This is a genomic window from Photobacterium halotolerans DSM 18316 (genome assembly GCF_000425165.1).
In the GTDB taxonomy this organism is placed as follows: Bacteria; Pseudomonadota; Gammaproteobacteria; order Enterobacterales; family Vibrionaceae; genus Photobacterium; species Photobacterium halotolerans.
In genome coordinates this window covers 74,069-86,652 of sequence record NZ_KE384320.1, presented here as the reverse complement: position 1 = coordinate 86,652, position 12,584 = coordinate 74,069, and the positions used below count along the sequence as shown (strand labels likewise).

Here is a 12,584-nt window from a genome sequence, read left to right as displayed (position 1 = left end):
CCTTGCCGTTAAGGTGTGGCGGCAGGGCACTGATACTGAGAAGTTATCAGAAAGATAAACTGCGGCTAAAGATTTTGCGACAAAATCCGATACAATACCCAGTACTTGCAAGTAGGTAATACCGGGATGAGAAAAATGACGTTGCCATTGAAGCTGGGGGCCTGGGCTTTAGCACTGATAGGTGCCTGTTCGCCAGCTTGGGCGGGAAAATATTATGTTGCGACACCCGGGGAATCCACCTGGGAGATGGTGGTTGATACACCACTGGAATGCCAGTTGCTGCATGCCATCCCGAATTTTGGTCAGGCGCAGTTTACGTCCCGTGCCAGCAAAAAAATGAACCTCGATTTTGAGCTGAAAATGCGTCGTCCATTGGGACAGACCAGTAATGTCAGCCTGGTGTCTATGCCTCCGCGATGGCGTCCCGGCGATGCGGCAGAACCATTGACACGACTGAAATTCTTTAAGCAGTTTGACGGTTATGTGGGCGGGCAGATGGCATGGAATATGTTGTCGGAACTTGAAGAAGGGAAAATACCGACCTTCAGTTATCAGGACTGGCAGCACCGAAACGAAAGGATTGCAGTTGGCCTGTCTGCCGTGGCATTCAGTGCGGGTTACAAGACCTTCAGTACCTGTCTGGCCAATCTGCTGCCTTATAACTTTGAAGATATTTCCTTTACTGTGCTGCATTACGATAAAAACAGCGACGAGCTGAACAAGGCCTCACAGAAGCGTCTGGCGCAAATTGCGGATTTTATTAAATACAGTCAGGATATCGATTTAATCCTGGTTGCGACTTACAGTGATTCCTCTGGCGGAAAAAATACTAATCAGGCTTTATCTGAGCGCCGTGCAGAAAAGCTGGAGCAGTATTTTGTCTCTTTGGGTCTGCCTAAAGACCACATTGAAGTTCAGGGATTCGGTGAGCGCCGTCCGATTGCGGATAACAGTACGCCGCTGGGGCGCAATAAAAACAGGCGTGTTGTGATTTCTATGGGCCGGACTTCCAGCCTGATGTGATAAGTGATTCCCTCATCCGTCAGTAACGGCGAATGAGGGAATAGGGCGCTCATTGCAAGCGGAACCTGGCGATAAGCTCACACTGGTTGCTGGTGGTGATATGCGCCACCTGTTTTGCCACTTTGGGGTTAGGGTGGCGTTTGAGAAAATCGATCAGCGCCGACTTACAGCAGCCCAAAGAGCTGATAAAGGCTTCACAGTCACGGTTAGGGCATTGCGGAATCAGCGCCATGATCTGCTCGGATGCCAGTTGCAGATACTTCAGTTCGTAGTCGCCGTCTCCCTGCTTTCGCCAAAAACTGGCCATGTTATGACAGGCGGTCACTTTGATGGCGAGTAATTCTTCCAGCTCATCCAGACTCCCATCGACAGGTTCCAATTGCTGCGATTCCGACAGAGCAAGCTGATAATGGATCACTGACATCATGGGTTTATGGTTTTTCTCTGCTTCTGCTGCCAGCAAGGTGTGCATTTCCCACCGTGACACGTTCATGATTACATTTCCTTCTTATTGATGAAGTGCATCCAGGTAATGCTGTTCTACCTGATCCCAGTCAACTACCTGCCACCAGGCACTGATGTAGTCAGGACGCTTATTCTGGTACGTCAGGTAGTAAGCATGTTCCCATACATCGAGGGCCAGGATTGGGGTACCGCGGTTTTCCACCACATCCATCAGGGGATTGTCCTGATTAGCGGTTGAGGAAATCTCCAGTCGCCCGTCAGTGACCGACAACCAGATAAAACCTGAGCCAAAGTGAGCGGCAGCCGCGTCTGAAAAGGCGGTTTTAAAATCATCAAAGCTGCCGAAGTGGCATCGAATCGCTTCTGCCAGCAAACCGACAGGCTGTCCGCCGCCATTGGGTGACATGCACTGCCAGTAGAGGTTGTGGTTGTAGTAGCCCCCGCCGTGATTTCTGACCGCAGGACTGCATTCGGAGACTCGTGCAAAAATATCTTTGAGGGTGAGTTGTTCGAGATCGGTGTTTTCAATGGCGCTGATGAATTTGTCAAAGTAGGTTTTATGATGGCGGCTGTGATGCACTTCCATGGTTTTGGCATCAATATAGGGTTCAAGCGCATCATAGGGATAGGGTAATGCTGGGAAAGTAAATGACATAAGTGTTCCTCCTGTATTTTGAAAATAATAATGAGATCGCTTCTCATTATCAATAGTGATAAGTCAACTACTTATGCCAGTTCTCATTATTGAAGATGAGAGATAGCCAGAACACGCTAAATTGATAGAAGCAAGGATCGTTGATCCGACATAACAATAGAAAAAGCGTGGTGAAAAAATGAAACGGCAACTCTTTGGCTATGGTGATAATGCTCGTCGCTTCCTCTGTCTTTGCGGATGACAAAGATATAGTGCATAGCGGCTTAGAAACATTGAAAGAGGAGGTTGCGGTAGCTACCCAGAATCAGCTCATTATTAAAGCTCATTACTTAGGAACAGGCTGAGAAGATGGGGTTAACAGATCTGCAACTCATCGGTGTGGTCAAAGAGGGCAGGAATCATCCTGCCCTCTTTTCGTATATGTGCAGTATGCGTGGTATGAGGTGAATCAGCTGCGCTGGATCAGTTCAATCTGATAACCGTCAGGATCACGCACAAAGGCAATATGCGTTGTGCCGCCTTTGACCGGCCCAGGTTCGCGGGTAACATTTCCCCCAGAAGCTTTAATGGCCTCACAGGTGGTATAGATATCATCGACACCAATGGCGATGTGACCGTAAGCGTTGCCCATGTCGTATTCACTGGTGCCCCAGTTGTAAGTGAGTTCGATGACTGCACCTTCGGATTCATCCGAATAACCGACAAAAGCCAGAGTGTACTGATAGGCTTCGTTATCCGACTTTCTTAACAGCTTCATGCCCATGATGTCTGTGTAGAAAGCGATTGAACGGTCCAGATCACCCACGCGTAACATGGTGTGCAGAATGCGTCCGTTTGCCATTTTTTTCTCCTCAGAGTAGAGCTTATTCAGCGGGATAGACTTTGTCTTTGAATTCACAGAGATCTTCAATAATGCAGCTACCGCAGCGGGGCTTGCGGGCCACACAAGTGTAACGTCCATGCAGGATCAGCCAGTGATGGACATCAACTTTGAATTCTTTCGGTACCACTTTCAGCAGCTTTTGTTCGACTTCGTCGACATTCTTGCCCATGGCGAATTTGGTGCGGTTTGACACCCGGAAGATATGGGTATCGACAGCAATCGTCGGCCAGCCAAAAGCGGTATTGAGCACGACATTGGCGGTTTTACGGCCGACGCCCGGCAAGGCTTCCAGTGCTTCACGGTTTTCAGGGATCTCACCGCCGTGTTTTTCAACCAGAATCCGGCAGGTTTTGATGACATTTTCAGCTTTAGAATTAAACAGACCTATGGTCTTGATGTGCTCTTTCACACCCTCGACCCCCAGCGCCAGCATGTCTTCCGGTGTGTTGGCGACAGGATACAGCCTGGCGGTGGCTTTGTTGACGCTGACATCGGTTGCCTGCGCTGACAGCAATACGGCTATCAGCAATTCAAACGGATTGCTCCAGTGAAGCTCCGTTTCCGGGTGCGGGTTATTCGCCCGCAATCGCTCAAGGATTTGAACGCGTTTCTGATTATTCATGCTCGCTTCCTAAGTTCGGCAGGACAGGTGGCTGGCACAGAGTGAAAGTGCAGGGAATGCCAGTCACACATGATCAATGTTGCTGAGCTTCCACCATAATGAAAGGCTCGTGAAAATCAGTTCGCAGAGGTAATACGAACCCGCTCGATTTCGGGTTTCTTCTCTGCGGTCTTTGTTCTCTCTGCCTGTTTTTTGTCAATAATGTTCTTTAGGGCAATCAGGAAGCCGACACCAATAAAGGCGCCCGGTGGCAGCATTGCCAGCAGGAAATTGTTCTCAGTGCTGAAAATTTCTATCCGCAGTACCGATGCCCAGTCACCCAGCAGCCGGTCGGCCCCGTCAAACAAGGTGCCGTTGCCCAGAATCTCACGTCCTGCACCCAACACCACCAGTACAGATGTCATGCCCAGCCCCATCCAGAGCCCGTCAATCAAGGCTGGCATAGGTGCATTTTTTGAGGCAAAGGATTCGGCGCGGCCAATGATGATGCAGTTGGTCACTATCAGAGGAATAAAGATCCCCAGGGACAAAAACAGGCCGTAAGTGTAAGCGTTCATCAGCAACTGGACACAGGTGACCAGCGCCGCAATGATCATCACAAAGATCGGAATGCGGACTTCGTTTGGCACCCACTCCCGAATGAGAGACACAATCAGGTTAGAGCCCACTAACACCAGAGTGGTGGCAATACCCAGTCCAAGGGCGTTGGTAACCGTGGCTGAGACTGCCAGCAGCGGGCACAAGCCCAGTAGTTGCACGATAGCCGGGTTGTTGTGCCACAGCCCGTTAGCCATCAGTTCGTTATTTGGTGTTGAACTCATTTTGCTCAGGCTCCTTCGCAGTTAGCCGGTTGAGTAAAAAGCGTATCCTGATGCTGGTTAAAATACAGCGACACTCGCTTAACGGCATTCACCACGGCACGCGGGGTAATCGTGGCACCGGTAAACTGATCAAAATCACCGCCGTCTTTACGTACGGCCCATGCCGGGTCTTTTTCACCGTTAAGTTTGCGTCCGGTAAAGCTGTAAATCCAGTCCGTGATCCGGGTGTCAATTTTATCGCCCAGTCCCGGTGTTTCCTGATGCGCCAGTACGCGTACCCCGGTGACTGTGCCTATCATATCCAGCCCGACAATCACCTTAATCGCACCGCTGTAACCATCCGGCGCGATGGCTTCAATGGCAACGCCATTCGGTTGACCGTTTTTGGTCGCCAGATAGGCCGGCATCGGCTCGCTGGTGCCAAGAAATGCCGGATCGCTGATCAATATACAGTTTTTGTAGAGCTCGTTGTCATGATTCTCTTTAGGGATAACCTGGTTGAGCACCTGCAGCAGCTGCTTCTGTTCCTGCTCTTGGATACGCGACGCAGTGACCTGATGCGTCAGGGCGACCAGGGCAGTGGCAAGCAAAGCAGAAACAGCCAGAATGCCACCATTTTTTTGCATGTTTTTCAGTATCATGGGCGCTCCTAAGAATGACCGTAAGTCCGCGGACGGGTGTAGTAATCGATCAGCGGAACACACATGTTGGCCAAGAGTACGCTAAAGGCCACGCCATCCGGGAAACCACCAAAAGTGCGGATCAGATAGGTCAGAATACCAACCATGGCACCGAAAATAAGGCGTCCGCGCAGAGTGGTGGATGCGGACACGGGATCAGTGGCAATGAAAAAGGCCCCTAACATAGTGGCCCCTGAAAACAGGTGAATCAAGGGGGATGCAGCGCCATCCGGACTGATCATGTATCCGAGAAAACTGATCACGAAAAGTGACGACAGCATGGCGACCGGAATTTGCCACTGAATAATTCGCAGTTTCAGCAGTACCATACCGCCCAGCAAGAAACCCACATTGACCCAGGTCCAGCCGATACCTGCCAGCGTACCAAAGACCGGGCTTTCCATCGCTTCTGATGTGGTAAAACCGGCTGTCATGGCGGTTTTCAGGGTATCCAGCGGCGTGGCCATAGTTACGCCGTCAATGCCGTTTCGCAGCTGGTGGACACTGAAGCCATCAGCAGTAAAGCCGGTAAAGATCACATGCAGGCTTTCCATCAGAGTCACCGGATGATCACTGATTGAAGCCGGAGGCAGCCAGGATGTCATAGGAACCGGGAAGGAGATCAACAGCACCACATAAGCAACCATGGCCGGATTAAACAGGTTCTGCCCCAGTCCGCCGTACAGGTGTTTGGCAACGATGATGGCAAAGAAAATACCAATGACGGCTATCCACCATGGTGCCAGAGGCGGTATGGACAGACCCAGCAGAATGCCGGTCAATAATGCGCTGTTGTCCCGAACCTGACGAAGAGGGCGTTTACGTATTGTCAGGACAAGGCATTCCGCCAGTACCGCCAGCGAACCTGCCAATAAAACCTGAAAGACAACACCCCATCCGAAAAAATACCACTGGGCGGCAAATCCAAGGCCGCAGCAGAGAATGACATTTCGCATGATGTCATTGGTGCTGCGTCGGCTGTGTGCATGGGGAGAACTGGCAATATTAAAAGCCACTACTTGTTTTCCTCGTTGGGTTTGTTGTTGTTTTCCGCACTCTGCTCAGCGGCTGCTTTCTCTGCCGCCTGCGCCGCTTTACGGGCTTTGGCACGGGCAATGGCGGCCGCGACGGCGGCTTTTTTCGCATCGGCCGGAGCGTCAGCTTTTTCCTGCTCGTCTGCTACTGCTTCAGCCGGTTTATCGGTCTGCGACTGAGCTTGCGATTCAGCTGCTTGGGCCGCTTTACGGGCTTTGGCGCGGGCAATGGCGGCTGCAACAGCGGCTTTTTTCGCATCGGCCTGAGCGTCAGAGGTTGTCTGATCGTCTGGCGCAGCTTTAGCCGGTTTATCGGTCTGAGACTGAGCCTGCGATTCAGCCTGCAGTTCAGCTGCTTGCGCTGCTTTACGGGCTTTGGCACGGGCAATGGCGGCCGCGACGGCGGCTTTTTTCGCATCGGCCGGAGCGTCAGCTTTTTCCTGCTCGTCTGGCGCGGCTTCAGCCGGTTTATCAGCCTGCGGCTGAGCTTGCGATTCAGCTGCTTGGGCCGCTTTACGGGCTTTGGCGCGGGCAATGGCTGCTGCGACAGCGGCTTTTTTCGCATCGGCCGGAGCGTCAGCTTTTTCCTGCTCGTCTGGTGCGGCTTCAGCCGGTTTATCGGTCTGCGACTGAGCTTGCGGCTCAGCCGCTTGCGCCGCTTTACGGGCTTTGGCGCGGGCAATGGCGGCTGCAACGGCAGCTTTTTTCGGATCGGCTTCTGACGGCTTGGCTGTTTCAGGCTCGCTTACCGGCGCCTTGGCTTCAGCCGCGGCTTTGGCGGCTTTCTGTTCCCGGGCCTGGCGCTTACGCTCTTCGCGCAGTTTTGCCATTTCACTGTTGTCTGGCTGGGCGGTGTCACCCGGTGCCGCTGATTGTGCTTTTGCCAGCGCCTCAGCCTGTTTGGCTTTGGCTTTGGCAATTGCGGCAGCCACAGCAGGTTTCACCTCCGCACCGGCATCTGCTTCTTTTTTCGCTTTTACGCGAGCAATCGCGGCGGCCACAGCATCATCGCCTCCTTTGGCTGCCATGTCTTTGCGACGTTGTTCCGCCGCTTTCTGGAAGCGTTGCTCACGCTCTTCTTTTTCCCGTTCCATCCGGGCGTTTTTGGCCTCGAAGCGCTGCTTGGCACGCTCGGCACTTAACGCATCCTGTTTTCTGTGGCGGATTTCCGCTTTGGCCTGGCGGTAATAGTGAACAAGAGGAATTTCGCTGGGGCAAACATAGGCGCAAGCCCCGCATTCTATGCAGTCGAACAGATTATATTCTTCACATTTGTCATAGTCGCCGTCTTTGGCATACCACTGTAACTGCTGGGGTAACAGGGAAACCGGGCAGGCTTCAGCGCAGGCAGTACAACGGATACAGGACATTTCATCGCCCGGCGCACTGAGCTCTTTGCGACTTGGCGCGAGGATGCAGTTAGCCGTTTTGGTGATGGGGACCTGAGTGTGTGGCAAGGTAAAGCCCATCATAGGGCCGCCCATAATGACGCGAGGCTGTTTTTTATCGATCTTATAGCCGTAGCGATTGAGCAATGCCTGTACGGGGGTGCCAAGCAAAGCCCAGGTATTACAGGGCGTACTGACAGCCTGACCCGTTATCGTCACCACACGCTGAATCAGCGGTTCGCCGTCAATGACGGCTTTTTTTATCGCGTGCGCGGTGCCGATATTCTGCATCATAATGCCAATATCCGCCGGGATCCCCTGAGTCGGAACTTCTCTTCCGGTCAGAATCTTGATCAGCTGTTTTTCACCACCCGACGGGTATTTGGTCGGGATCACTCGGATCAGTATATTGTCTTGTTCTTTTACCGACTGAGTCAGCGCTGCAATGGCTTCCGGTTTATTATCTTCAATTCCGATGACGGTCATTTTGGGTTTGAGGATATAGCTGATGATGCGGATACCTTCCACAATTTCATCGGCATAGTCTTGCATAAGACGGTCATCGGCCGTGATATAAGGCTCACATTCGGCGGCGTTAATGATTAACAGATCCGTTTTACCTGACGCGCTTTGCAGTTTGCGTGCGGTAGGAAAGCCTGCACCGCCCATACCGGAAATACCACAGCTGCGGATATGCTCAATCAGATCAGACGGCTCGCTCTCAAGGTAGTTGGCTATGGTGTGCTTAGGGCCCCAGCTGTCTTTTCCATCGGGCTTGAGGATGATGCAGCGATCAGACAAGCCGGAAGGGTGGGCTATGGTTCTTGCCTCAATGGCAGCAATGACACCGGATGTTGGTGCATGTACCGGAACGCTCAGAGCGACATCGGTATGCGTCAGCGGCTGGCCTTTGAGTACCTTATCACCCACAGCAACAGACAGACTACCGACTGCGCCCAGATGTTGTTTGAGCGGAATAACCAGCTCATCCGGTAAAAAGGCTTCTGAAACCGGGCTTTGGTTTGATTGTGTTTTTTGTTCTGGCGGATGGATACCACCCGGAAAATCCCAAAGCTTTCCTAATTTGAGTTGTTCAATAATAGACAGCATGACGGTTATTCTACCTTATTACCGTGGTGCTCAGTGGCAGGAAGGTTGACCACGGGGATTTGATCCAGATTCCAGCGCCAGCTTTCAGGCGTCGATTCAACCGGGATCATTTCAATGCAATCTGTCGGGCAGGGAGCAACGCAGAGATCACAGCCGGTACACTCATCTTTGATAACGGTATGCAGGGCTTTGGTTGCCCCCGCGATAGCATCAACCGGACAGGCCTGAATGCACTTGGTACAGCCGATACACATGTCCTCATGAATAAAGGCCACTTTTTTAATGCTTTTTTCTGCGTCATGGGCTGAATCTTTGACTTCAACCCCCATTAAATCGGCCAGCTTTTCTATGGTCGCCTGTCCGCCCGGAGGACATTTGTTGATCTCATCACCATTGGCTATCGCCTCGGCATAAGGACGACAGCCAGGGTAGCCACATTGACCGCATTGGGTCTGCGGCAGGATGGCATCAATCTGTTCAACAACAGGATCCGATTCGACTTTGAAGCGAACAGCCGCAAAGCCCAGGATCAGACCAAAAATCGCCGCAAGGACAGCGATAGCTATAATGGCAATTAAGATTCCACTCATAATTACAGTTTAACCAGTCCGGTAAAGCCCATAAAGGCGAGCGACATCAGACCTGCCGTTATCATAGCAATGGATGCGCCTTTAAATGGTGAGGGGACGTCGGCAGCTGCGATACGTTCACGCATTGCCGCAAAGAGCACGAGCACCAGAGAAAAACCGACAGCAGCACCAAACCCGTACACTACCGATTCAATGAAATTATGACGCTCATTGATATTGAGCAGAGCGACACCCAGAACCGCACAGTTGGTGGTGATTAGGGGCAGAAAAATGCCCAGTAACCGATACAGTGTCGGACTGGTTTTGTGTACGACCATTTCAGTGAACTGAACAACAACCGCGATCACAAGAATAAAACTGAGTGTACGCAGGTATTGAATGCCTAAAGGCTGCAAAATGTAAGCTTCGACCAAATACGCGCACACAGAAGCGAGTGTGAGAACAAACGTCGTGGCGAGCCCCATACCAATGGCCGTTTCCAGTTTTTTAGACACTCCCATAAACGGGCAGAGTCCCAGAAATTTGACCAAAACGAAGTTGTTGACCAGTACGGTGCCGATCAGAAGTAACAGGTATTCCGTCATACCAACTTTTTTATGCTTGCCAGTGATCGGTACATTATCTGCCTTTGTGACGGCTATAACAACTCCTCAGCTAAAGGGTTTTTCAAGTTTGTTGCTCTTTTAGCCAAATTGAGGCGTAAATCGCTCCTAAAGCGTCTCGTGTCAGATCAGGAAAAAATGACTTGATCTTTGCTAAACCAGAAGAGACAAGGGGTTGGGCTAGTTATCCACGGAAACTGTGGATAACTGTGTTGATTGTGGTCGGGTAAACGGAAAACCGGGACACTTTCTTTATGAGTAATCTATTTGTAATCGATATCATCGGGAGCAGATAAGCTGCTGTTTCAGAGGAGTAAGAAAGAAAACGATAAAGCTGAAAAAATCAAATTAGAATTATAGCTCTACATCAGCTTTCATAATCAGGTGACTGTGAATGAAAAAATGCCGATTGAGGATAAGCTGTGGATGGTAATCTATTCGCAGTGCGTATAATTTAGCTGGAAATTTGACATGGTCTATCACTTTTTTGACAGTGATCAGTCAGCAGGCGGGCTACTGAGGCGCATGATGTTACGTCGACATTTTGTCTGGGTCAATAGCTGATTTCACCTTTCTTGGTTGACAAGTATATTGGCGGCCTCACAATGGACTCAGATCCAATTACCTGAACTTTTCGGATGATGTCATGAGTAAATCCTTCAATCTGGCTTCTGCATTTGCCCCGGCCGGGGATCAGCCGACAGCCATACAACAGTTATTGGAAGGTCTGGATTCCGGTCTGGCACACCAAACCCTGCTGGGTGTCACTGGCTCAGGGAAAACTTTTACTATGGCCAATGTCATTGCCAGCGCCGACAGGCCGACTCTGATACTTGCACCTAATAAGACCCTGGCGGCGCAGCTTTACGGGGAAATGAAAGAATTCTTTCCTGATAATGCGGTTGAGTACTTTGTCTCTTACTACGATTATTACCAGCCAGAGGCCTATGTGCCTTCAACGGATACCTTCATAGAAAAAGATTCTTCTGTGAATGCACATATCGAACAGATGCGTTTATCTGCTACGAAAGCATTAATGGAGCGCCGGGATGTGGTGATTATTGCCTCTGTATCGGCTATCTATGGTTTGGGCGATCCAGACTCTTATCTGAAAATGATGTTGCATGTGCGGCGTGGCGACATGCTGGATCAGCGAGATATTCTGCGGCGGTTGGCGGAACTGCAGTACACACGCAATGATCTCGCCTTTGAGCGCGGTAACTTTCGGGTACGAGGCGAGGTGATCGACATCTTTCCTGCTGAATCCGACCATGATGCGATTCGTATTGAGCTGTTTGATGATGAAGTAGATTGCATCAGCCGGTTTGACCCGCTGACCGGCGCGATCATTCAAAAAGATATGCCGCGGGCAACTATCTATCCTAAGACCCACTATGTCACACCACGCGAACGTATCCTTGAAGCGATTGAAAAAATTAAAGTCGATCTGGCTATTCGTCGTCAGCAACTCATTGACAATAATAAACTGGTGGAAGAGCAGCGAATTGCCCAGCGTACTCAGTTTGATCTGGAAATGATGCATGAGCTTGGTTTCTGCTCGGGTATCGAAAACTATTCTCGTTATCTCAGTGGCCGTGCCGAAGGCGAGCCGCCGCCAACGCTCTTTGATTACCTGCCGCCTGACGGTTTACTGATTATTGATGAGTCGCACGTGACTGTCTCTCAGATAGGCGCCATGTACAGAGGGGACCGTTCCCGCAAGGAAAATCTTGTTGAGTACGGTTTCCGGCTGCCTTCTGCCCTTGATAACCGGCCCCTGAAGTTTGAAGAATTCGAATCTCTGGCACCCCAGACGATTTATGTCTCGGCCACTCCCGGCGATTATGAAAAAGATAAATCCGGTAACGATATTGCGGAGCAGGTTGTCCGTCCGACAGGGTTGCTGGATCCGGTTATTGAAGTCCGGCCGGTGTCCACTCAGGTGGATGATTTGCTGTCGGAAATCCGACTCCGTGCCGCGATTAATGAGCGGGTGCTGGTGACGACTCTGACCAAGCGTATGGCCGAGGATCTGACCGAATACCTGGATGAGCATGGCGTCAGGGTCAGATACCTGCATTCGGACATTGATACCGTCGAAAGGGTCGAGATCATTCGTGATTTGCGCTTGGGTGAATTTGATGTGCTGGTTGGCATTAACCTGCTGCGAGAAGGTCTGGATATGCCGGAAGTGTCCTTGGTGGCCATTCTGGATGCTGATAAAGAAGGTTTTCTGCGCTCTGAGCGTTCGCTGATTCAGACCATTGGCCGGGCTGCGCGCAACCTGTCGGGCAAAGCCATTCTGTATGCCGACCGCATCACGGGTTCCATGCAGCGTGCAATGACTGAAACCGAGCGGCGCCGGGAGAAGCAGGATGCGTATAACAAGGAAAGAGGTATCGAACCTAAAGCTCTGAATAAGCAGGTTGCGGATATCATGGAACTGGGCAAAGGGCGTACACGCCGCGCCAGCAAAGCGGAACAGTTGCATAAAGTGGCGGAACGCCGGGGCAGCTATAACCTTATGTCGCCGCAGGAACTGGAAACTGAAATCCAGAAACTGGAGGCGCAAATGTATGATATGGCGCAGGAACTGGAATTTGAGAAAGCAGCACAGTTACGTGATCAAATTCATTCGCTTCGCGAGCAGTTCATCGCTAACAGCTGAAGATACTTTCCCCGTCTGAGGGTGGCTTTCTGCTGCCCTTCTG

General features: G+C 51.1%; 12 protein-coding genes. 2 read left to right on the top strand and 10 right to left on the bottom strand.

The features are described from left to right. Positions 1–135: 135 nt before the first annotated feature. Entirely contained in the window at positions 136–1,023 is an 888-nt protein-coding gene (motY, locus tag H511_RS0113660) for a flagellar protein MotY (RefSeq protein WP_027252805.1), read from the top strand. Positions 1,024–1,072: 49 nt separating this feature from the next. On the opposite strand, the gene H511_RS0113655 is transcribed toward motY, so the two are convergent. The 10 genes from H511_RS0113655 to rsxA all read right to left on the bottom strand — a co-directional run bounded on the left by H511_RS0113655 (position 1,073) and on the right by rsxA (position 9,855). After that, entirely contained in the window at positions 1,073–1,516 is a 444-nt protein-coding gene (locus H511_RS0113655) for a DUF2753 family protein (protein WP_027252804.1), read from the bottom strand. Between the two features lie 15 nt (positions 1,517–1,531). Continuing rightward, positions 1,532–2,143: a superoxide dismutase gene (locus tag H511_RS0113650; protein ID WP_027252803.1), complete on the bottom strand. Its 612-nt coding sequence runs from the start codon at positions 2,141–2,143 to the stop codon at positions 1,532–1,534. A 448-nt stretch (positions 2,144–2,591) separates the two neighbouring features. Then, positions 2,592–2,984, bottom strand: coding sequence for a lactoylglutathione lyase (gene gloA / locus H511_RS0113640; RefSeq protein WP_027252802.1), 393 nt, complete (start codon positions 2,982–2,984; stop codon positions 2,592–2,594). Between the two features lie 22 nt (positions 2,985–3,006). Beyond that, on the bottom strand, positions 3,007–3,648 hold the full coding sequence (gene nth / locus H511_RS0113635; protein ID WP_027252801.1) for an endonuclease III: 642 nt from the start codon (positions 3,646–3,648) through the stop codon (positions 3,007–3,009). A 116-nt stretch (positions 3,649–3,764) separates the two neighbouring features. Continuing rightward, positions 3,765–4,469 carry an electron transport complex subunit E gene (locus H511_RS0113630; protein WP_036759683.1) on the bottom strand — a complete coding sequence of 235 codons (705 nt, stop codon included), beginning with the start codon at positions 4,467–4,469 and terminating at the stop codon, positions 3,765–3,767. Positions 4,470–4,474: 5 nt separating this feature from the next. Further along, positions 4,475–5,107, bottom strand: coding sequence for an electron transport complex subunit RsxG (gene rsxG, locus H511_RS0113625; RefSeq protein WP_027252799.1), 633 nt, complete (start codon positions 5,105–5,107; stop codon positions 4,475–4,477). Between the two features lie 11 nt (positions 5,108–5,118). Continuing rightward, positions 5,119–6,165, bottom strand: coding sequence for an electron transport complex subunit RsxD (gene rsxD, locus H511_RS0113620; protein WP_027252798.1), 1,047 nt, complete (start codon positions 6,163–6,165; stop codon positions 5,119–5,121). Further along, positions 6,165–8,681, bottom strand: a complete 2,517-nt coding sequence (gene rsxC, locus H511_RS23415) for an electron transport complex subunit RsxC (protein WP_036759682.1) — start codon at positions 8,679–8,681, stop codon at positions 6,165–6,167. Before rsxC ends, rsxD begins: the two co-directional genes overlap by 1 nt. Positions 8,682–8,686: 5 nt before the next feature. Then, on the bottom strand, positions 8,687–9,271 hold the full coding sequence (gene rsxB / locus H511_RS0113610) for an electron transport complex subunit RsxB (protein ID WP_027252797.1): 585 nt from the start codon (positions 9,269–9,271) through the stop codon (positions 8,687–8,689). A gap of 2 nt (positions 9,272–9,273) precedes the next feature. Further along, entirely contained in the window at positions 9,274–9,855 is a 582-nt protein-coding gene (rsxA, locus tag H511_RS0113605; RefSeq protein WP_027252796.1) for an electron transport complex subunit RsxA, read from the bottom strand. Between the two features lie 664 nt (positions 9,856–10,519). Here rsxA and uvrB point away from each other — a divergent pair. Beyond that, positions 10,520–12,541 carry an excinuclease ABC subunit UvrB gene (uvrB, locus tag H511_RS0113600; RefSeq protein ID WP_027252795.1) on the top strand — a complete coding sequence of 674 codons (2,022 nt, stop codon included), beginning with the start codon at positions 10,520–10,522 and terminating at the stop codon, positions 12,539–12,541. Positions 12,542–12,584 lie beyond the last annotated feature (43 nt).

Bases quoted from the DNA above. Each gene is read 5' to 3' on its own strand.
- motY (WP_027252805.1), top strand. From the start codon at position 136: ATGACGTTGCCATTGAAGCTGGGGGCCTGGGCTTTAGCACTGATAGGT.
- H511_RS0113655 (WP_027252804.1), bottom strand. From the start codon at position 1,516: ATGAACGTGTCACGGTGGGAAATGCACACCTTGCTGGCAGCAGAAGCA.
- H511_RS0113650 (WP_027252803.1), bottom strand. From the start codon at position 2,143: ATGTCATTTACTTTCCCAGCATTACCCTATCCCTATGATGCGCTTGAA.
- gloA (WP_027252802.1), bottom strand. From the start codon at position 2,984: ATGGCAAACGGACGCATTCTGCACACCATGTTACGCGTGGGTGATCTG.
- nth (WP_027252801.1), bottom strand. From the start codon at position 3,648: ATGAATAATCAGAAACGCGTTCAAATCCTTGAGCGATTGCGGGCGAAT.
- H511_RS0113630 (WP_036759683.1), bottom strand. From the start codon at position 4,469: ATGAGTTCAACACCAAATAACGAACTGATGGCTAACGGGCTGTGGCAC.
- rsxC (WP_036759682.1), bottom strand. From the start codon at position 8,681: ATGCTGTCTATTATTGAACAACTCAAATTAGGAAAGCTTTGGGATTTT.
- rsxB (WP_027252797.1), bottom strand. From the start codon at position 9,271: ATGAGTGGAATCTTAATTGCCATTATAGCTATCGCTGTCCTTGCGGCG.
- rsxA (WP_027252796.1), bottom strand. From the start codon at position 9,855: ATGACGGAATACCTGTTACTTCTGATCGGCACCGTACTGGTCAACAAC.
- uvrB (WP_027252795.1), top strand. From the start codon at position 10,520: ATGAGTAAATCCTTCAATCTGGCTTCTGCATTTGCCCCGGCCGGGGAT.